The 20,108-nt window shown below is 48.8% G+C and carries 19 protein-coding genes; all 19 read left to right on the top strand.

Annotated elements, in window-relative coordinates; translation table 11 throughout:
* The first annotated feature begins 73 nt into the window (after positions 1-73).
* The 19 genes from cysN (at position 74) to EGM51_07975 (ending at position 20,104) form a co-directional block, all read left to right on the top strand.
* Entirely contained in the window at positions 74-2,035 is a 1,962-nt protein-coding gene (gene cysN / locus EGM51_08065; GenBank protein QBG47345.1) for a sulfate adenylyltransferase subunit CysN, read from the top strand.
* Positions 2,036-2,079: 44 nt separating this feature from the next.
* Positions 2,080-2,961 carry a dTDP-4-dehydrorhamnose reductase gene (gene rfbD, locus EGM51_08060; GenBank protein ID QBG47344.1) on the top strand — a complete coding sequence of 294 codons (882 nt, stop codon included), beginning with the start codon at positions 2,080-2,082 and terminating at the stop codon, positions 2,959-2,961.
* On the top strand, positions 2,958-4,010 hold the full coding sequence (gene rfbB, locus EGM51_08055) for a dTDP-glucose 4,6-dehydratase (GenBank protein ID QBG47343.1): 1,053 nt from the start codon (positions 2,958-2,960) through the stop codon (positions 4,008-4,010). Before rfbD ends, rfbB begins: the two co-directional genes overlap by 4 nt.
* 6 nt (positions 4,011-4,016) lie before the next feature.
* Positions 4,017-4,889 carry a glucose-1-phosphate thymidylyltransferase gene (gene rfbA / locus EGM51_08050; protein QBG47342.1) on the top strand — a complete coding sequence of 291 codons (873 nt, stop codon included), beginning with the start codon at positions 4,017-4,019 and terminating at the stop codon, positions 4,887-4,889.
* Positions 4,889-5,428: a dTDP-4-dehydrorhamnose 3,5-epimerase gene (gene rfbC / locus EGM51_08045; protein ID QBG47341.1), complete on the top strand. Its 540-nt coding sequence runs from the start codon at positions 4,889-4,891 to the stop codon at positions 5,426-5,428. The genes rfbA and rfbC overlap by 1 nt, the downstream gene beginning before the upstream one ends.
* Before the next feature lie 25 nt (positions 5,429-5,453).
* Positions 5,454-6,506, top strand: a complete 1,053-nt coding sequence (gene gmd / locus EGM51_08040) for a GDP-mannose 4,6-dehydratase (GenBank protein ID QBG47340.1) — start codon at positions 5,454-5,456, stop codon at positions 6,504-6,506.
* A gap of 41 nt (positions 6,507-6,547) precedes the next feature.
* Positions 6,548-6,931, top strand: a complete 384-nt coding sequence (locus tag EGM51_08035) for a GxxExxY protein (GenBank protein QBG47339.1) — start codon at positions 6,548-6,550, stop codon at positions 6,929-6,931.
* 65 nt (positions 6,932-6,996) lie between these two features.
* Positions 6,997-7,968: a GDP-L-fucose synthase gene (locus EGM51_08030; GenBank protein QBG47338.1), complete on the top strand. Its 972-nt coding sequence runs from the start codon at positions 6,997-6,999 to the stop codon at positions 7,966-7,968.
* Positions 7,969-8,128: 160 nt separating this feature from the next.
* On the top strand, positions 8,129-8,881 hold the full coding sequence (locus EGM51_08025) for a hypothetical protein (protein QBG47337.1): 753 nt from the start codon (positions 8,129-8,131) through the stop codon (positions 8,879-8,881).
* A gap of 40 nt (positions 8,882-8,921) precedes the next feature.
* Complete coding sequence (locus EGM51_08020) at positions 8,922-9,746, top strand: sulfotransferase (protein QBG47336.1); 825 nt, start codon at positions 8,922-8,924, stop codon at positions 9,744-9,746.
* Between the two features lie 264 nt (positions 9,747-10,010).
* Positions 10,011-11,291: a hypothetical protein gene (locus EGM51_08015; protein ID QBG47335.1), complete on the top strand. Its 1,281-nt coding sequence runs from the start codon at positions 10,011-10,013 to the stop codon at positions 11,289-11,291.
* 678 nt (positions 11,292-11,969) lie between these two features.
* Positions 11,970-13,316, top strand: a complete 1,347-nt coding sequence (locus EGM51_08010) for a flippase (GenBank protein ID QBG47334.1) — start codon at positions 11,970-11,972, stop codon at positions 13,314-13,316.
* A 47-nt stretch (positions 13,317-13,363) separates the two neighbouring features.
* Positions 13,364-14,494 carry a polysaccharide pyruvyl transferase family protein gene (locus EGM51_08005; GenBank protein QBG47333.1) on the top strand — a complete coding sequence of 377 codons (1,131 nt, stop codon included), beginning with the start codon at positions 13,364-13,366 and terminating at the stop codon, positions 14,492-14,494.
* Between the two features lie 30 nt (positions 14,495-14,524).
* The gene (locus EGM51_08000) at positions 14,525-15,172 is read left to right on the top strand and encodes an acyltransferase (protein QBG47332.1); all 648 of its coding nucleotides are present in this window, start codon (positions 14,525-14,527) and stop codon (positions 15,170-15,172) included.
* Positions 15,169-16,230: a glycosyltransferase family 9 protein gene (locus tag EGM51_07995; protein QBG47331.1), complete on the top strand. Its 1,062-nt coding sequence runs from the start codon at positions 15,169-15,171 to the stop codon at positions 16,228-16,230. Before EGM51_08000 ends, EGM51_07995 begins: the two co-directional genes overlap by 4 nt.
* A gap of 138 nt (positions 16,231-16,368) precedes the next feature.
* Positions 16,369-17,190, top strand: coding sequence for a hypothetical protein (locus EGM51_07990; GenBank protein QBG47330.1), 822 nt, complete (start codon positions 16,369-16,371; stop codon positions 17,188-17,190).
* Positions 17,190-17,906, top strand: a complete 717-nt coding sequence (locus tag EGM51_07985) for a hypothetical protein (protein QBG47329.1) — start codon at positions 17,190-17,192, stop codon at positions 17,904-17,906. Before EGM51_07990 ends, EGM51_07985 begins: the two co-directional genes overlap by 1 nt.
* A 95-nt stretch (positions 17,907-18,001) precedes the next feature.
* Positions 18,002-19,147, top strand: a complete 1,146-nt coding sequence (locus EGM51_07980) for a glycosyltransferase family 1 protein (protein ID QBG47328.1) — start codon at positions 18,002-18,004, stop codon at positions 19,145-19,147.
* Between the two features lie 204 nt (positions 19,148-19,351).
* A complete protein-coding gene (locus tag EGM51_07975; GenBank protein QBG47327.1) occupies positions 19,352-20,104 on the top strand; it encodes a hypothetical protein in 753 nt (250 codons plus the stop codon).
* Positions 20,105-20,108: the final 4 nt, after the last annotated feature.

The following is a 20,108-nucleotide window of genomic DNA, read 5'->3' as shown; positions in this document are numbered from 1 at the left end:
TTGAGAATTTTAAGAAAAAGCTAAGAGGCTGACGCCATGCGCCATGCACTCTGCGCTAAGCGGAAGGAATAAAATGACTGACCCAACCTACAAAATTCAGGAAGAAGAGCTGATTCGGGGTAATATTACCGAATATCTGAACCGGCATGAAACCAAGGATCTGCTGCGTATTCTGACCTGCGGTTCGGTGGACGACGGTAAATCCACGCTGATCGGCCGGCTGCTTTATGACAGCCATATGATTTATGAAGATCAGCTGGAAAAGGTTGCGAAGGATTCCAAGGTTTACGGAACCACCGATGAAGAGTTCGATCCGGCACTGCTTACCGACGGTCTGAAAGCGGAGCGGGAGCAGGGAATTACGATTGATGTCGCCTACCGTTATTTTTCCACGGATAAGCGTAAATTCATTATTTCCGACTGCCCCGGGCATGAGCAGTATACGCGCAATATGGCGACGGGGGCTTCGACCTGCAATCTGGCGACCATTCTGATCGATGCCCGTCACGGAGTGATCACGCAGACGAAACGGCACAGTTTTATCTGCTCACTGCTCGGTATCAAGCACGTGGTCGTTGCGGTCAACAAAATGGACCTGGTCGACTGGTCGGAGGAGAAATATAACGAGATTGTCAAAGACTATAATGCATTCGTTGCCCGTCTGGGCTTTTCTGATATTCACTTTATTCCGATGTCCGCGCTGAAGGGCGATAACGTAGTGGAGCACAGTGAAAATCTGGCATGGTACGATGGACCGACTTTCCTGCATCATTTGGAAAATGTGAATATTTCGACCGACCGGAATCTGATCGATATGCGTTTCCCAATTCAGTATGTGCTGCGTCCGAATCTTGATTTCCGTGGATTCAGCGGGACGATGGCATCCGGTGTGGTTCGGGTGGGCGATGAAGTGGCCAGTCTTCCGTCACGTCAGACTTCGAGAATCAAAGCGATCTACGGTCCCGACGGACAGATTGAGGAGGCCTTTGCTGATCAGGCCATCACCGTTACGCTGGAAGATGAAATTGATGTTTCGCGCGGTAATATGCTCGTTCCGGTAAACAATGTTCCGCACATCGGAAATGAGTTTGAGGCGATGGTGGTCTGGATGCATGAGGATGCGGCGAAATCGGGTAAAAGTTATCTGATCAAGCATACTTCTTCCATGGTTCCGGGCGTGTTGTCGAGTATCCGCTATAAAGTGGATGTGAACACCATGAAGCGTGATAAGAACGAGGAGGATATCACCTCGCTTGAGCTGAATGAAATCGGCCGCTGCCGCCTTACGCTGCATCGCCCGATTGCCTTTGATCCCTATGAGAAGAACCGTACGACCGGTGCTTTCATTATTGTTGACCGCCTTACCAATGTGACCGTCGGTGCGGGGATGATAGTTGACCGTATCGTTTCTAAACCGGGACATAAAAAGGCCCCGGTCAGTCAGAATATTGTAAAGAGCGAAAGTCTGGTCAGTGCCGCGGATCGTGAAGGGTTGTTGAAACAGAAGGGATCAACGATCTGGCTTACGGGGCTGAGCGGTTCCGGAAAATCGACGATTGCGCAGCAGCTTGAGAAGGCGCTGATTGAGCAGGGGCATCTTTGCTATATTCTGGATGGCGACAACGTGCGCCACGGACTGAACCGTGATCTCGGTTTCTCGATGGAAGACCGCAAGGAGAACATCCGTCGCATTGCTGAGGTGGCGGCGTTGATGAATGATGCCGGGGTCATTGTGATTACCTCGTTCATTTCCCCTTATATTTCCGACCGGGCTGCGGCGCGGGAGGTGATTGGTGACGACTCGTTCATTGAAGTTTTTGTGGATACGCCGCTGGAAGTCTGCGAACAGCGCGATCCGAAAGGGCTTTATAAAAAGGCCCGTTCCGGAGAAATTCCGCAGTTCACCGGTATCAGCGATCCGTATGAAGCACCGGAGTCTCCGGAAATCACCATTGCCACGGAGCGTGTCGAGCCTGACGCTGCTGCGGGATTGATTATCGGGGATCTGACGAGCCGCGGCATATTGGGCGAATGAAAAACAAACTTTTTCAATTCCGGAGAAAAGCGTAGCATTCTCTAATGCAGAAAATACTGATAACCGGATCGGGGGGGCAGCTTGGAAACGACTGCCTCCGGGTATTCAGGAATGCCGGCGAGGTCGTCGGGATTGATCTGCCGGAGGCGGATCTTTCCAGCCGGGCTCAATGCATGGATGTATTGGATCGGATCCGGCCCGATGTGATTGTTAACTGCGCGGCCTATACGGCGGTGGATGCGTGTGAAACGGATTTGTCCTGCTGGAAAGGGAACCGTGATTTGCCGAAGAACCTGGCCGAGTGGTGTGGCGAAAATGAGGCATTTCTGGCGCATGTTTCAACGGATTATGTTTTTGCCGGCGACAAACCACTGTTTCAGGCTCTGGAGGAATCGGAAGAGCCGAATCCGGTTTCCGAGTATGGTCGTTCGAAGCTGGCCGGCGAGCGGGCCGTTGCTGAAACAATGGATCGGTTTGCAATTCTGCGCACGGCCTGGCTTTATGGTGCAAACGGTAACAATTTTCTGAAGACCATGCTGCGGCTGACGCTGCAGAATCCCGGAAAAACGTTTAAGGTGGTGAGCGATCAGTACGGCTCGCCTACCTGGTCGATGACGCTGGCGAAACAGATCCGTGCGGTTACCGAGGCCGAGGCCGCCGGCATTTTCCATGCTTCGTCTGAAGGGTATTGCACGTGGTACGATCTGGCCTGTGCTTTTCTGGATGAACTGAACATTGAACATCATTTTATTCCCTGCTCAACCGAAGAATTTCCAACGCCGACGAAACGTCCAAAGAATTCCATCCTGGAAAACAGCCATGCCAAAGAGCTGGATCTGAATGTATTCAGCGACTGGAAAATTGAACTGAAGGAATTTGTGCGTATACATGGTGAAACCCTAATTGATGAGATCAGGGCTTTATGAAAAAAGTGATCGTTACCGGTGGTGCAGGATTTATCGGTTCCGCGGTTTGTCGGCATCTTGTAAAAGACAAAGGGTGTCAGGTGCTGAACCTGGATAAGCTGACTTATGCAGGTGTTCCGGAGTCGTTGAAGGAAATTGCAGATAATACCCTTTACCGTTTTTCCCGGGTTGATGTTTGCGATAAGGAAGCGGTTACTACCGCATTTGCTGATTTTCAGCCGGATGCCGTGATGCATCTCGCCGCTGAATCGCATGTGGACCGATCGATTGACGGCCCGGCCGCGTTTATGGAAACCAATATCATGGGCACCTACACGATGCTGGAGTGTGCCCGGAACTACTGGAACGGATTGCCTGAAGATCGGCAGGCGGCATTTCGTTTTCACCATATTTCCACGGATGAGGTATACGGTTCTCTGGGTGCAGAGGGCCTGTTTGAAGAAACGACGCCGTATGATCCGCGCTCGCCTTATTCGGCCAGCAAGGCTTCGAGCGATCATCTGGTTAAGGCCTGGTTTCATACCTATGGTCTGCCGGTGGTTATTACAAACTGTTCCAATAATTACGGGCCGTATCATTTTCCTGAAAAGCTGATCCCGCTGGTCATTCTGAATGCGCTCGAAGGCAGGGAACTTCCGGTCTATGGGAAAGGCGATAACATCCGTGACTGGCTCTATGTGGAGGATCACGCACGGGCACTGGTTACTGTCGTTGAAAAAGGTACACCGGGTGAAACGTATAATGTCGGCGGCCGGAATGAACGAACCAATCTGGAGGTGGTTGAAACCATCTGCAGTATTCTGGATGAGCTCCGACCAAGGCCGTCAGGCCGCTACCGCGATCTGATTACCTTTGTGAAAGACCGTCCGGGGCATGATGCCCGTTATGCCATCGACGCCACAAAACTGGAAAACGAACTGGGCTGGAAGGCGCAGGAGAACTTTGATACCGGCATTAAAAAGACGGTGCAGTGGTATCTGGATAATGACTGGTGGTGGCGTCCGCTTCGCGAAGGCCGTTATTCCGGTGAACGTCTGGGGAAAGGATAACCGGTTATGAAAGGCATAATTCTGGCCGGAGGATCCGGCTCGCGGCTGTACCCGCTGACCCAGGTGGTCAGTAAACAGATGCTTCCGGTTTATGATAAACCGATGATCTATTATCCGCTTTCTACGCTGATGCTGGCGGGAATTCGCGAAGTGCTCATTATCAGTACACCGCAGGATCTGCCGATGTTTAAACAGCTGCTCGGTGATGGTTCTCAGATCGGTCTGCGGTTTTCCTATGCCGAACAACCGAGTCCGGACGGGTTGGCGCAGGCCTTCATCATCGGAAAAGAGTTTATTGGCGATGATTCCGTGGCGCTCGTGCTCGGCGATAACATTTTTTACGGGCATGGTTTTCGGCAGATACTTGGAGAGGCCGCCGCGCGTGAAAAAGGGGCGACCATCTTCGCGTATCCGGTGGTGGATCCGGAACGGTACGGTATTGTTGAATTTGATGAATCCGGCAAAGCGTTGTCACTGGAGGAAAAACCGGAGAAACCGGAATCAAATTTCGCCATTCCGGGGCTCTATTTCTATGATAACCGTGTCATCGGAATTGCAGAAAATATGAAACCTTCGGCACGCGGTGAGCTGGAAATTACGGACGTGAATAAGACCTATCTCAAGTGGGGCGAATTGAATGTGAAGAATCTGGGTCGCGGTTTTGCCTGGCTGGATACGGGCACACATGATGCCCTGCATGAGGCCTCGAACTATGTCGAAACCATTGAAAAACGTCAGGGTCTGAAAATTTCCTGCATCGAGGAAATTGCGTTCCGGTTGGGATATATCAGTGTGAAACAGCTGGTTGAAATCGGGCAGATGATGGAGAAGAACCCGTATGGACAGTATTTACTTCGTTTGGCGGAGGGAGCTGTCTGATGGACGTCATTGATCTGAAACTGGATGGGTTGAAGCTGATAAAACCCCGCCGTTTCCCGGATGAACGCGGTTTTTTTCAGCAGAACTATCATTTTCAGCAGTATGCCGAAGCGGGGATTGAGACGCGTTTTGTTCAGGACAACTGGTCGCGGTCAACGGTCGGAGTATTGCGTGGCCTTCATTATCAATACCGTAATCCGCAGGCGAAGCTGGTTTCAGTTATCCGAGGCGAAGTTTTTGATGTAGCGGTGGATATGCGGAAGGATTCTCCGACTTTCGGGAAATGGGGAGGCGTTATGCTCAGTGAAGAAAACGGACATCAGCTTTTTATTCCCCGGGGATTCGCCCATGGATTCTATGTGCTGAGCGATACGGCGGATTTTATGTATAAGTGCGATGCATTTTACGCCCCTGAGGATGAATACGGAGTGATCTGGAACGATCCGGATATTGGGATCGAATGGCCGGAAGGTGCCGATATGATAATTTCTGATAAAGATAAAATGCTGCCGGGCATGGCAGATGCGCGAACGTTCTGAATTTAATTAAAAGGAGTAGTTGTACATGAAAAAAGCACTGATTACGGGAATTACCGGGCAGGACGGTTCGTATCTGACCGAGCTGCTGATTGAAAAAGGGTATGAGGTTCACGGGATTATCCGTCGTGCAAGTTCGTTTAATACGCACCGGATTGATCACCTTTACGAGGATCAGCTTGAAGGCAATCCCCGGATGATTCTGCATTACGGCGACCTTACCGATTCGTCCAACCTTAACCGGATTATTGAAAAAGTTGAGCCGGCGGAAATCTACAACCTGGCCGCGCAGTCGCATGTGCAGGTTTCTTTCGAAGTCCCGGAATACACGGCCGAATGTGATGCCATCGGAACGCTGCGTCTGCTGGATGCCATCCGCGAAACCGGTGTTCCGGCACGTTTCTATCAGGCTTCGACCTCCGAGCTGTACGGAAAAGTGATGGAAGTTCCGCAGACGGAAACCACACCGTTTTATCCGCGTTCTCCGTACGCGGTGGCCAAGCAGTACGGGTTCTGGATTGTGAAGAACTATCGCGAGTCCTACGGCCTGCATGCCAGCAACGGTATTCTGTTTAATCACGAATCACCGCGGCGAGGGGAAACCTTTGTGACCCGCAAAATCACAATGGCCGTGGCCCGTATTTCGCGCGGGTTGCAGAAGTGTCTTTATATGGGCAACATCAATGCATATCGCGACTGGGGGTATGCTCCGGATTACGTCAAAATGATGTGGATGATGCTGCAGCAGGATACGCCGGATGATTACGTGGTGGCGACCAACGAAATGCATACCGTCCGTGAATTCATTGAAAAATCATTTGCCTGTGTCGATATTGAAATTGAGTGGGAAGGTGAAGGCGTCGACGAAGTCGGAAAGAACAAAGCCACCGGCGATGTTGTCGTCCGCATGGACAAGCGGTATTACCGCCCGTGCGAGGTCGATCAGCTGCTCGGTAATCCGGCGAAGGCCAAAAAACAGCTGGGCTGGGAACCGACGGTGAAGTTTGAAGAGCTCGTTAAAATCATGACGGAAGGCGATCTGCGTCTGCTGGACAATCCGAACTACGAAATCGGCTTCTAGATATTCGCGCAGAGACGCAGTGTTCGCAGAGAAAACTATCGATGACTGAAAATGAAATAGGAACAATTGTTGTTAAATGTTCAATTCAGGTTCATCAGGCTTTGGGACCGGGATTATTGGAATCGGTATATCAAAAGATTCTGGCTCATGAATTGGTGTTACAGGGGCTGGATGTTCAGACTGAAGTAGGAATTCCAATCAATTATAACGGAATAGAGTTCGATGAAGGTTTTCGGGCTGACATTGTTGTGAATAACAAAATCATTCTGGAGTTAAAATCCCTTGAGATGATTACACCTGTTCACATGAGGCAATTACAAACCTATCTTCGGCTGACCGGTATGCGATTAGGTTATCTGCTCAATTTTGGAGATGTTCTTATGAAAGACGGTATTCGGCGAGCGGTAAATGGACTCGAAGAATGATACATCTCTTTTTTCTGCGCTCTCAGCGTCTCAGCGCGAGATAATATTTCTGGAAAGGTATTGAAATGGACTTACATTCAAAAATTTACGTTGCCGGTCACCGCGGACTGGTAGGATCGGGAATCTGGCGTGCGCTGGAACGTCATGGTTATTCCAACCTGATCGGGAAAACGCATGATGAGCTGGATCTGATCAATCAGCAGGCTGTGAACGATTTCTTCGCGGCCGAGAAACCGGAGTATGTCGTGCTGGTGGCTGCAAAAGTCGGCGGTATTGTCGCGAACAGTACCTACCGCGGGCAGTTCATTTATGAAAACATGATGATCGAGATGAACGTGATTCATGCGGCGAAAGAGCACGGAGTGAAAAAACTGCTTTTTCTCGGGTCGAGCTGTATCTATCCGAAAATGGCCCCGCAGCCCATGCTGGAAGAGCATCTGCTGACCGGTCCGCTGGAGCCGACCAACGAGCCTTATGCCATTGCCAAGATTGCGGGTATTCGCCTGTGCGATGCTTATAACCGTCAGTACGGCACCGATTTTATTTCAGCTATGCCGACGAATATGTATGGGCCCGGCGATAATTATCATCCGCAGAATTCCCACGTGCTGCCGGCCTTTATCCGCCGCTTTCATGAAGCGAAAGAGCAGGGGCTGGAAAAGGTGGAATGCTGGGGAAGCGGTTCGCCGCTGCGTGAATTTCTCTATAGCGATGATCTCGCCGAAGCGTGTGTTTTTCTGCTGGAACATACCAGCTATGCCGACGTGGCTTTCGAGGATGAAACCGGGACGGTGCAGTCACACGTTAATGTAGGTTCCGGGAAAGAAGTCTCCATTAAGGAACTGGCCGAAACGGTTGCCGACGTTGTGGGCTACAAAGGCATCATTGAATGGGATTCCTCCAAACCGGACGGTACTCCGCGTAAACTGATGGATTCCTCCAAACTCCGGAAACTGGGCTGGGAACCGAAAATCGAACTGCGCGAAGGCATTGCCCTTGCCTATGAGGACTTTAAGGAACGCTACTGTACAGTATAAATGTCGGTCACCTGATTCCTGCCGCTGATTCAGTAAAACATTCTTACTTAGTTAAAGTGATAAAGAAAAAATTGATCACTCAAAGTTGATGCTTCATTTTCTTTTCTGATAATCTGTTAATTATTGATAGCAAGTTTAATTAACAGGAAAAGGAGAGAAAATGAAAACGTGGAGTTGGCTCGTTATCGGTTTGTTCAGTGTTTCGGTGAATGCGGAAAGCCTGATTTTGCATAATGGAGGAAGCGGTTTTCTGACAACAGGGGATCTGCTGGACGAAGCCGATAAGACCGGTATCACCACAAATGTTGTGGAAATACCGGATTTGAAAATTACGGCCCGTTCGGGCGATGCGGGTCAGAAAATCAATACAACGGCAACCAGTCTGGGCGTAACCGTACATGGAACCGGTGATGACACGGATCGCTTCGAATATGGGGAGTCAATAATTCTGTCATTTGACAAACAGGTTCAGATCAAAGCGTTCGATATGGTCGGCTTTAATTCAAATTCGGTTTTTACGGTAGCCGTCGCCGGAAAAGCTCCGTTTGATATCACATATGGCGATCTTCCCAACAAAGTCGTCCAGTTTTATTCAACTAATCTTATCGTCGAAGCTCACAATGAATTAACGTTGTACGTTGGCAACACCAACAGTGTGATCGGACTTCAAACGATTGATCTGGACGTGCTGGACGGCAGCGGCGATCTTTCCCTCAGCCTGAAAACCTCCAACGACTGGGTAAACATTGCGGCGGAATTCAATGGAACCGCTGCAGCCAATTATGTGCTGCAGTCGAGTACGAACCTCGCTTCCAATGTCTGGAATGCTGTTTCCGAGTCATTCAGCATGAATACCAACTGGACATTTTCCGCGACCAATGAGGCCGGCTTCTACCGCGTCGTTGAGCAGTAATTCCCGGCAGCCGGGAAATGCCCGGAAAGACAGTTAAACCATGCCTGAACTTATATTTATTGTGGGCTCCCCTCGTTCGGGAACCAGTTTTGTGGCCCGAGCGCTGGCCCTGGCGGAAAATACCGGCTGTCTGGAGAATACGGGTCTGTTCTGCCGCGTCGGAGCCCGTTCGGATATCCACCTCTATCAGCGTCTCATGTATCCGACCGGCGTTTTTCCGTATTCATGGGTATACTTTAAATGCCGTGGGTTTGCTGATCGGCTTTTCGGGAAGAATCGGCTGGAGCAGTCTTTGAAAAACATGCTGTTGAAATGCGGTCATGTGACGGAGGCCGTTCCGGAGGAATGCGAAGGGGAACCTGCACTTGATCCGGTCGGGGAGCATGAACTGCAGAAACTGAAGGAAAAACTGGAGGATACGGAACAGATTTTCGGATTCGGAAAACTGGCGGAAAGCTGTTTTGAGGAATTCCAAAAGAGAATAGGCTGCTCGACGCTTATCGAAAAAACAGCCGAGCATCTGCGTTTTCTGCCGGTGATTCACGAGCTGTTTCCGGAAGCCCGTGTGGTGCTTGTGCGGCGCGACAAACGACAGTGTATTGCATCATACTTCAAAACCTATGGACGCGGTACGGGATTTTATCGCTTCATTCCGCAAAGACTGAAAGAAGCTGTACTTTGGAAAAAGCTGAACGGTGATGAAGGGCGTGAACGCTGGGCCGCTGAGCAGCCCTGGGTCACCGTCGTCGAATTCAACGAGATCATGAACAATCCGTCGGAACAGCTCACCCGGCTTTCATCGGACCTCGGTCTGGCACTGCCGAAGCAAAAACTTAAAACGTATCTGCACCAGGCTGCTGTCTAATACCATTTACTAAAACATTCCGGTCTTACGACAGCGTTATTCCGCGCAGCGACGCAGAGAGCGCGGAGCCGTTTATGACTGAATTTCTCAGCGTCCTCAGCGCCGCTGCGAGGGATCAAATTTATATCTGATCGTTTTAACCTTTGGTATAAGGCAATACCTTGTCGCCGGAACGTCTGGGAATGGTCGCACGGTTTTCAGGTGCTTCATGAAGAAAAAACAAGGATTGGATCCTGAACGAAAAAATCAGACGGACTCGTTGAAATGATCATGCATATGTTGGTTCTGCGGTATTTCCCGGGGAAACCCCGGACTGAAATCATAAGCTGTTTTCAGTTGCTTATAATGCTGTTCTGCCTCGCCCGATTCAGCGTTGCCGCTCCGGAGGAAATTAAGGTGCAGGCCGGATATCTTAGGGCGATTCTGGCGCAGGCGGACGAGGCCTATTTCAACCGGGCGGATCCTATCATGGGCAATGAAGCCTATGATGAATTACGCCGTCGCTACGAACAGCTGATTGCGGATTATCCGGAGTTGGCAGGAGAGGGCGGGGTCGGGGCTGTAGACCCGCGTAATACCGTTCTGCATCAAAAGCCGGTATTGAGCCTCAAAAAGGCGTATACCGACGAGGAAGTGGCTGCATTTATCGACACCTGTGGAACCCGGCAGTATTTTTGTATTGAGCCGAAGATTGATGGACTGACCATCGTACTCCACTATCAGAATGGGGTGCTGGTCCGGGCCCTGACCCGAGGCGATGGAGAAAAAGGACAGGATGTGACGCGGGCTGCTCTGGCGGCCGGCTGTATTCCGACCGTGCTTGCAGAACAACCGCGGGAGCTCCGGGTGCGCGGTGAGCTTTTTCTAACGCGGGCCGCATTTGAAAAACTGAATAACCGAAGAGCTGCACAGGGTCAGCCCAGACTGAAAAGTGCCCGCAATTCCGCCGCGGGAACCCTGCGGCTTGCCGATTATGCTGAAATTTCGCGGCGCGGTCTGAGTTTACGCATCTTTGAATGGATCGAAGGCGATGGCCGGCCGGAAACCCATCAGAAGGCTCTGGAACGTTTGCGGGCATTCGGATTGCCGACTATTGAATCGGTTGCTGTTCCGGCGGATCAGGTTCCCGGTGAAATCACCCGTCTGAATGGCCGACGCTCACAATGGCCTTATGAAACCGACGGCATCGTGATCAAAGTCAATGATCTTGACCGTTATGAAGAGCTGGGAGCCACCACGCACCATCCCCGAGGAGCACTGGCACGAAAATATAAACACCCGCCGAAGTTGACGAAATTATTACGGATTGAATGGTCGCAGGGTGAAACCGGGAAATGGACGCCGATAGCGCATTTCGAGCCGGTAGAAATGAACGGTGCCACTGTGCGTTCTGCCACACTGCATAATGAAAATCACCTGCGGGCTCTTGATCTGCGGATCGGCGACTGGATTCAGGTCATCCGCGCCGGCGGATCCGTCCCGGAAATCATCGGTGTCTGCACCGACCGCCGCACCGGAAAGGAAAAACCGGTGCCGGAAAACTAATATTTGAAAAAGCAGACGAATAGAAAGAAGAACTCAAAGTCGCATATCCTGGGTTAATTCAGGCACTTCCAATGATTGGAAAACCGGATGTCGTTTGCGCCTTTTGGGGAACAGTGCAATCTATTTGGTGCTGGAGGGGTGAAGCATCGCATTGGTTGCAGACGGTGGCTTGATTGCCAGCACTCTCGCTTCATCGGGAACACTTAACCTACGCATTTATGCTGCGGAAGAAACAACGCCGAGAAACGCTTTTCTTTTGATGGTTTTAACGGCGAAGCGATTCACGAGCTCGCTCGTTTTAAGTTTCATCGCACTCGTAGGCCTGGCCATTGCAGAGCTAATCGAATCACGAAAAATCGGACTGACACCTTTCCACGAACTGACACCTTTCCAAATACAGGATAGGCGGCAGACCGGCGGTCCCCTGCGCAAATAAAATACAGGAGTAAAGGGGAGGTCTGCCCAAATCCGATCAAACTCCGAAAAAACAAGCAGGCATCAATCGTTTGCGGCCTGCCAGCACCCATCCAACGCAAAAAAAACAAACTCAATACCGGGCGCGTGAATAGATCAGGCTAAAACCGCGCCGCAGGTGCTCAGCTGCCCGCTCAAGTACTTTAATCCAGAAGCCGACCCTTTTACAAGACAGCCTGCGACGCATCAGAAAATAAAGATTTTATGAGATTAATTAATAGCATTTTTAAGATACTAAAGCTTTCGGGTAATCGGGAAAAAGTGGTCCGTAATGTCTATTGGGCCGTTTCCGGAAAGGTTGTTCAAATTGCCAGTGGTTTGTTGGTAGGCATTTTGGTGGCCCGCTATCTAGGGCCGGAACAATTTGGTCTGATGAATTATGTCATCAGCTATGTGATGCTCTTCTCCATTTTAGCGACGTTTGGGCTGGATGGAATCGAGGTTCGCGAGCTGTCCAAACACGAGGCTGATAAAGGCGCACTGCTTGGCACTGCCTTTGGCCTGCGCCTACTCTTTGCCAGTATTGCGCTGGTCCTCATTCTAACCACCCTGATCCTGTTTGAGTCAGACCGATACACCTTTACCATGGTAATGGTCTATTCCGTCTCGCTCATCTTTAGCTCCTTAAATGTGATCAGAAACTATTTCACCTCCATCATTCTGAACGAATATGTTGTCAAGTCAGAGATTGCCAGAACGGTGCTGGGCGCTCTTATTAAAGTGGTGTTGCTGTGGGCACACTGTTCTCTTACCTGGTTTATTGCGGCCAGCGCCTTCGATATTGTTCTCGTGGCCGGTGGATATGTTCTCTCCTATCGCAAAAAAGCCCCCGACTCCATGGCCTGGCGATTTGATCGGGCCACCGCCGGAATGCTCATTCGAGCCTCGTTTCCCCTGTTGCTTTCGGGCGCCGCCATCGTCGTTTATCAAAAAATAAATGCCATCATGATTCGGAACATGCTCGACAATGCCGCGCTTGGACAGTTTTCTGCCGCTGCCAAATTGACCGAATTTTCAACCTTTATTCCCATGATGATTGCGCAAACGATTACCCCCATACTTGTCAAGGTACATGAAGCCGATAGCACGCGCTATCTCATCAAACGGCAGCAGTTTATGGATTTAATAGTTTGGAGCGGAATCGGAATGGCCGTTGCGATGAGTCTTCTGGCCTATCCGGCCATTCTGGTGCTATATGGGCGAGAATATGCATCCGCGATTCCGGTGCTGCAAATTACCGCATGGCGCTCCATTTTTATGGCGCTGGCGGCGGCCTCAGGCCAGTTAATCATTATTGAAGGGCTTCAAAACTGGGTTATTCTGCGCAACTTAATGGGGTGTGTGGTCAGCATAGGTCTCAATTGGTGGCTGATTCCGGTCTGGGGTATACATGGCTCGGCGATAGCGATGGTGCTTTCAGTGGCCTGTGCGGGCTTCTTTTCGCATCACGTAATTCGCCCTTATCGGTTTCTTGTGCCGATCCAGTGGCGCGCCATTTTTACGGGATGGCGGAGCATCGCTTCCGCAGTGCGTAAGCGGGCGGTCGACTAAATGAATTTTTCAATTCGGATTTTTAAACAGATTTTTTATAAGAAAGGATCAATGTGAAAGTAGGACTGATTACAACGGTGGATACTAATATTGGGGATGACTTCATTCGTGAAGGCATCCTGTTGGCATTAGGAGAAGCGATTTCCAAAGATCTGGAAATTACGTATGTAAACAAACACGTTCCAGGTGATATTTATCCGCGTTTTCATCCATTATATTGGGTGAAGTATTTGCCCAAAGGCCGTGTAACAGCAAGTCGCTTCCTTGATGGGGTGATGAATCGATTTCATGGAAGTCGTTTTGAAGACTGTGATTTAGTCATTCAGTGTGGAGCACCTGTTTTTTTTAACAAATGCTCTCAGGCTGAATGGGCGAAAATTATTTGGGAACATATCCTTTGTCGGTTAGGCAAACGTATACCTGTTTTGAACCTTGCTGCTGGCTCATGTTATCCGTGGGAGAGAATTCCTGAAAATCACAAAGAATTAAATACTAATGATGCTTATTTTATTGAAAAAATTACAAAAGCCTGTGCATTGACCATGGTGCGTGATCGCCTTTCAAAGCAATTGCTTGAGGAGATGCAACTTGAGGCGCAGCAACAGATCTGTTCGGCATTTCTTGCCGGTCGAAAGTATAAGAAAAAAACTGCAGATGCTAAGTTTGTTTTTTTTAACTATATGCAGGGCGGCGGGCATTTTGACTTTGGTCAGAATATAGATACTAAAAGATGGGAAACAACGGTACGTTCAATTATTGAGCAAGTACGAAAAAGTCATCCAGTGGCCTGTATTTGTCATGATCAAAAAGAGTTCCATCTAGCTGGCCAGCTATTCCCTGATATTCCTCGTTTTTTCCCTAGAACGGTAGAGGAATACTTTAATTTGGCAGCGCTGGGTATTGCAGGCGTATTTAATCGGATGCACGCTGCGGTTGCTTTTGCAGGAATGGGTATCCCATCAGTTGCGGTTGGTACAGATTCTCGCATGCTTATGGTGAAGGAGTTAAGCATGCCAGTATACTATGTGAAAGATGCGGATGCTCAGCAAATCTGCTCAGATCTGGAGCGAATGTTGAAGGCTCGTGATGCTGAGCGCGATCGATTAACTGCGCTTTCGGATAACGTTTTCTTGGACTATGTTGAACGTATTAGAGGCGTTATTTTCGATGCAAATTAATAATTCCTGGTGTTGAATGTGTTTCGTGTAATGAAAGCTTGTAGAAGGTTTGTAATGCAGTTTTTATTTAGAATTTTTCGTGTTGCTAAATGTAAAACCATATCCTTATATCGTTTACTTTTTTCTTGGTGTTTTAGTGCTATGTTGCGTCTTAGAGGGGTTTGGGTGGGTAAAGGCGGACTCTATTGCGGCCGACCATTAATTTCACTCTATAAAGATTCCAGTATTGTGATTGGAGATAATTTGACATTGCGTAGTTCGGTGAATTCGAATCCGCTAGGCTGTAATCAACCGGTCATTATCCGGACAATACTAGAGCAGGCAAAAATTTATATCGGAAATAATGTTGGCTGTAGTGCTACCAGTATTTGTGCGGCGAAAGAAATCCATATCGAAGACGGAGTCCTTTTTGGTGCAGGTGCGATGATTATGGACAATGATTTTCACATATGGAAAGACGATGATTGGTGTCGCGTAGATAAAACTAATCCTGTTGCAGTAAAGATCGGAAAAAAATGTTTTATAGGCTCTCGCGCTATCATTCTAAAAGGGGTTGAGCTGGGAGATTGTTGTGTGGTCGGTGCGGGTGCAGTTGTTAAAAAAGGGCACTATCCGGCAGGTTCTGTTCTTGCGGGAAATCCAGCAAGGGTTGTTCAGTGCAGTAAGAGAACATTGTGAAAATATTAGTTATAAAACCTGATGGAATAGGGGACTTAATCTTATTAGTTCCGGTTTTAGTTGCGTTAAAGCAACAGAATGCTAGCTGTTCTATTACTGTCGTAGTTTCGTCGTTTTCGAAGGGATGGTTAGAGACTGTTGCTTGTGTCGATCGCGTGTTGGTTTTTGACCGGCCTGACCGAAAATTAACGGGCTTGGAAAAGGTGAGCGCCTCAGTTCGTACGATAAAATGGATACTTTTAAACAATCTAATTTTTTATGATCGAGTCTATCTGCCTCGACGCAAAGGAACCTTGGGCGATAAACTTCTTTGTTTGCTATCGCTCACAAAACATCGAATTTCGTGGAATGATTCGGGATGGAATTGGATGTATGCCCTCCAGAAGCCTGTCGAGTCCGGAGTGCATGAAGTTCTTCAAATGATGAACTTATTCGAGGTGGCGGAACCTTCTGAATACGAATATTCGGTTGAGATTAATGAAGACAATGCAGGTAAGCCTAAAGAAATTATGGGGTTAGAGGGAGAGGTTTATATCATAGTTGGCTGTAATGCGGCTCGAATAGGACGCCGGTCTTGGCCTGTGGATTATTACGCAAACGTAGTTCGGCAACTTAAAGCACGAAGTCCTGATCTGAAGTTTGTGATAGTTGGTGCTGGCGATGATGTTGCAGTAGCGGAGGCTTTGATTAAACTCACGGGATCTTATGTGACTTCTGCAGCTGGAAAATTCTCGTTATTAGAGACAGCTGCATTGATGAAAGATGCCATTTTGTTTATTGGGAATGATTCGGGGCCGATGCACATGGCGGCTGCGGTAGGTGTTCCGGTGGTGGAGATTTCGTGCCATGTACAGGGCGGTGATCCAAACCACGCCAACGCGCCGGAGCGGTTTGGTCCGTATGGTGTGCCGCATCGAATTTGCCGGCCTGAAAAAGCCATGGCGCCCTGCATCGATTGTTGCATGATGGAGCATGCGCATTGCATTACTGCGGTAACACCCGGACAGGTGTATCAGGCCGCTGTTGAACTGTTAAGTTCCTGTTCTGCGGAAGAGTAATGCCGACGTTTCTGCCCTCAAGCGATGAACTATGTTCAGCATGTTTTTGTATTTTCCTTAGCTCAATGCTATGTGTTCAAATTTGTTGTTGAGAAATACTTTTAATACATCTGTTAAAATAACAGTCGGGAATTTTGTATGTTAGATCGAAAGTTTGTTGAGTTTCTGGTGGTGTTGGGTGGTTTAGTCCTAGCCATGCTGTTAGCGCGTACCCTTGCTGGCGGAAACATTGTGATGGCAATTTTGCCGTTGGTGGTTATTTTTGCGGTATATCTGGCGTTCCGCTTCAAAACGATGTTACCTGCTTTTGTTTTTGGCATGATGTGGTATGAAGGCGGTTCCCCTTTTGTTCAAAATGTTCCCTATGTCTACTATGCGGTTGCGGCGGCGGTGGGCATTGCTCTTCTGAGCGTTGCGTTACGGCAAACGGTGGAGCAGCGTCCCGATGATTTGCCCCCTTCAGCCCGGATCGGAATAGGTGCGTTGGTGGGTGTCTTTTCCATTTTTGTGATTATTACCATCTTAAAGAAAAAAGGGATTCTTTCTGGCTACAATTATGGACCTGCAGGCGGTTTGAAGTATGCGGCCAAATATATTCTGTTGCTGTTATTTGGTTGGCTTCTCTTCGAAGGTAAAATTCCCCTGATAAAGCTCAATAAAATTCCTCATGTAGCCCTGGGTACCGCCATATTTGCGACGCTGATTGATGGCTTGAATTATGTGAGTCCCCAAACAGCCTTTATTACCTATTATTTTACGACGGACATTAACTTTGAGGTGATGGATGTGTTGCGCGGGACCGCTGATTCGGTGTTGCGGCTAGCCAGTTTTCGTGAGTTTGGAATCTATTTGACACTCTTTGTAATTGCCCAATATGTGACGCATCGAGACGTCAAGTTTCGTGCCGGGTTACCTTTCCGCTATTTAATCTGGATTGCGCTGGGGGGGTACTGGTTTTAATGAGTGGTTATCGTGGCTTCCTCATTCGCTTTGCGGTTGTGATCTTGGTCTTTTTTGGGATTTATTGTAAAAAATGGGCTATCATGAGCCTGATAAGCGGAGCGGGGATTTGGGGGCTGGCGATCGGGTTGGGCGATTCTATCGAAATTCTGCCCCTGCCTGTTCAGCGTGTGTTGGGCTCTTTGCCTGGGGTTTATCAAACCAAGGTGGCTATTTCTGCGATGGGCGGAATTGACTGGCGAGCCGAGTTGGTTCGGCGGTTTTTTGCGAATGAATTTTGGAAGCACCCTTGGTTTGGACGCGGCCAGGTGGGTGATTTCTGGATGATGGCTGAATCGGTGGCTCGAGATAAATTCTTGTATTTTGAGGTCACCCAGCTGTGGCACTCGGGGCTGGCTTCGGCGTTGGATATGGTGGGCATTGTCGGGGCGGTCTTGTTGGGCATCGCTCAGCTTGCGACCTTTATTTTATCGGTCTCCATTTTACATAAACAAAGTCACCGGCTGGAGGGATGGATGGTGTGGTGCATCCTCAATTTTTACTCCGCCAATATTAACTTTTGGTACACCGGTTTTTTCCAAAGAAACCTGCCTATGATGACTTTTTCTATGTTGGGTGTTTATCTGGTTTTCGCTTTTCTTCGTAAGCGAGAAGTTGAAGCGTCCGTGGAGGCTGTTTCCAATCTTGCTGAAAAGTATGAAGCTATTTCAGCATAAAGAATATCGTGTGGCTTTGCGGTGTGCTGGAGTTCAATCTACAGTAGTCGTTAACCTTGTTTGCCATCTGATAACTGGCGAGAAAAAAGTGTGATATGAACGGAGTCCTGATTCAAACCAATGAGTTTCCGCCGATAAGCGGTGGAGTGGGGAGTTATTGTCTGGGATTTGCTTCGGCGCTTGTTCGACGTGGTGTGCGAGTGCGGGTCGTCGCGGCGCGAAAAACGAAGATGGATGACGCGTATGATGCAACATTGCCGTTTCCCGTTCACAGGGCATATCAGCGCATTCCAGTTATCCGTCATTTTTTCAGAGCAATTCAAATGATCAAGTGCTTGTCGCTGGACCGTGATGCGGTTTTGTGGGCCGCTGAGTGGCGGTCTGGGATGGTGACGGCCTTGCTGTCGTTTTTGTTTCGACGGAAAATGATGATCACCATTCATGGCACAGAGTTTCTAGATCAAAACGATTCATTTTTTTTGCGCCTATTTGCCATGCCGGTTTATCGCCGCGCATGGCGGATTATTGCGATTAGTGACTACACGCATAAAATTATTGTTGAAGGTCTCCCTCAGTACGCGGACAAGACGGTTGTGATTAAAAATGGAATTAATGCAGAACAATTTTCTGATGTGCCCCGAGAGCGCGTTGAGGCTCTGATTGCTCGATATCAGTTGCAAAGGAAACGGATTATTCTTTCGCTATGCCGTCTGGTTCCGAGAAAGGGCGTGGATCAGGCGATCATCGCTTTTTCCAAATTGCGCACCTCCGTCCCTGATGCAGTTTTGGTCATCGCGGGGACTGGGCCGGAAGAGGTCCGGCTGAAAGAGCTGGTCGCTCGTTTGGATCTCGGGGAATCCGTGGTTTTTACTGGCTATGTTCCGGACGAAGAGATTGCTCTCTGGTATCATGCATCCTCACTTTACATCATGCTATCCCGAAAAGATGGGGCGTATGTTGAGGGGTTTGGACTCACATTCCTAGAGGCGAATGCCTGTGGGAAGCCCGTGGTCGGCGGAGATCATGGAGGAGTTCCAGAGGCTGTTATCGATGGGGAAACTGGCTATATTGTTGATCCATTGGACCCCATCGCCGCTGCCAAAGCAATGGAAAAGATTTTGTTGGATAAGGATCTGTATGAAAGGATGTCTTTGGCTGGGTTAGCTTTAGTTCACGGAGAGGCCAGTTGGGATCGGGCTGCCGGGGAAATTATTGAGCTACTGAAGGACCCGGTGCGGTAAAAGGTTTTTTGAAGGGTGAATCTTTAAGAAAGAATGCCTTTGTCATTCCGGTGCACAATCGGGCCAAGGTGATGCTAAATTATTTAGAATGTCTGGCGGAGGGTATATTTTTATCCTTACGGTTATTAAGGTTGCTGTGGCGTATGCTGTAATTGTGTTGGAGCTGAACGTTAGTTGGCGAGCGGTATACTTTGAGAGGTTTTTGTGAGGTTTTCTTGTTTCAGGAGAAGGTTTTTTAAGGAGTTATGTGCGGAGTTCAGATATGATTTTTATCGTTCTTCGCGAGCGCGAAAAGTGCTGTTTGAGCATCTGCCAAAGTGCGGAGGTACGACTTTTCGGGATTCCTTGAAACAGTATTATCCATACCGTAAGCGATATCCAACGGATCGTAATGGAGATGATTCGGTAAGGGGCTTTCGGGAATTATCGGAGTCGAGACGATATGGATATGATCTGGTTTTTGGCCATAATGCACATTATTTGGTTGGAGAGGCGCATCCCGATTGCCTGAAGATAACCGTGTTCAGGGAGCCTGTAGAACGTGTGATTTCTCACTATTACTATACTAGAGATAAACATGGGATTACTTGTTCATTAGAGGAGTACGTCCGGTCTGACGCCCACCGAAATTGGTATGTGACTCATTTTTCAGGATTGAAAGCAGATGAGGCCGAAGCGGCGCCAAGCGATGCTGTAGAGAAAGCGTTTAGGGTAATAAAAGAAACTTATGATCTTGTTGGATTTCTTGATCAATTGGATGTTTTTATGGATCGTTTGCGCATGATGGCAGGTTTTCGTGGTCCGTTAGGAGAACAACGGCTTAATGTCGGCTGTGGAAAACCTGGACAACTTTCTCATGAGGAGCGCAAGCAAATCGAAAAGGCGAATTTGTTGGATACGGAACTGTATCGTCGATTACGGGATGAGTTTGCTTTTTCCTCCACGAATGAATCTTGAGGGA

The sequence above is a fragment of the Verrucomicrobia bacterium S94 genome, from assembly GCA_004299845.1.
In the GTDB taxonomy this organism is placed as follows: Bacteria; Verrucomicrobiota; Kiritimatiellia; order Kiritimatiellales; family Pontiellaceae; genus Pontiella.
Note: the sequence above shows the minus strand (reverse complement) of the source record. Positions and strands in the feature narration are given on the sequence as shown.

Bases quoted from the DNA above. Each gene is read 5' to 3' on its own strand.
- EGM51_08020 (QBG47336.1), top strand. From the start codon at position 8,922: ATGCCTGAACTTATATTTATTGTGGGCTCCCCTCGTTCGGGAACCAGT.
- EGM51_07990 (QBG47330.1), top strand. From the start codon at position 16,369: ATGTTAGATCGAAAGTTTGTTGAGTTTCTGGTGGTGTTGGGTGGTTTA.
- rfbA (QBG47342.1), top strand. From the start codon at position 4,017: ATGAAAGGCATAATTCTGGCCGGAGGATCCGGCTCGCGGCTGTACCCG.
- EGM51_08010 (QBG47334.1), top strand. From the start codon at position 11,970: ATGAGATTAATTAATAGCATTTTTAAGATACTAAAGCTTTCGGGTAAT.
- cysN (QBG47345.1), top strand. From the start codon at position 74: ATGACTGACCCAACCTACAAAATTCAGGAAGAAGAGCTGATTCGGGGT.
- rfbC (QBG47341.1), top strand. From the start codon at position 4,889: ATGGACGTCATTGATCTGAAACTGGATGGGTTGAAGCTGATAAAACCC.
- EGM51_08035 (QBG47339.1), top strand. From the start codon at position 6,548: ATGACTGAAAATGAAATAGGAACAATTGTTGTTAAATGTTCAATTCAG.
- EGM51_08015 (QBG47335.1), top strand. From the start codon at position 10,011: ATGATCATGCATATGTTGGTTCTGCGGTATTTCCCGGGGAAACCCCGG.
- EGM51_07980 (QBG47328.1), top strand. From the start codon at position 18,002: ATGAACGGAGTCCTGATTCAAACCAATGAGTTTCCGCCGATAAGCGGT.
- EGM51_08025 (QBG47337.1), top strand. From the start codon at position 8,129: ATGAAAACGTGGAGTTGGCTCGTTATCGGTTTGTTCAGTGTTTCGGTG.
- EGM51_08030 (QBG47338.1), top strand. From the start codon at position 6,997: ATGGACTTACATTCAAAAATTTACGTTGCCGGTCACCGCGGACTGGTA.
- EGM51_08000 (QBG47332.1), top strand. From the start codon at position 14,525: ATGAAAGCTTGTAGAAGGTTTGTAATGCAGTTTTTATTTAGAATTTTT.
- rfbD (QBG47344.1), top strand. From the start codon at position 2,080: ATGCAGAAAATACTGATAACCGGATCGGGGGGGCAGCTTGGAAACGAC.
- gmd (QBG47340.1), top strand. From the start codon at position 5,454: ATGAAAAAAGCACTGATTACGGGAATTACCGGGCAGGACGGTTCGTAT.
- rfbB (QBG47343.1), top strand. From the start codon at position 2,958: ATGAAAAAAGTGATCGTTACCGGTGGTGCAGGATTTATCGGTTCCGCG.
- EGM51_07985 (QBG47329.1), top strand. From the start codon at position 17,190: ATGAGTGGTTATCGTGGCTTCCTCATTCGCTTTGCGGTTGTGATCTTG.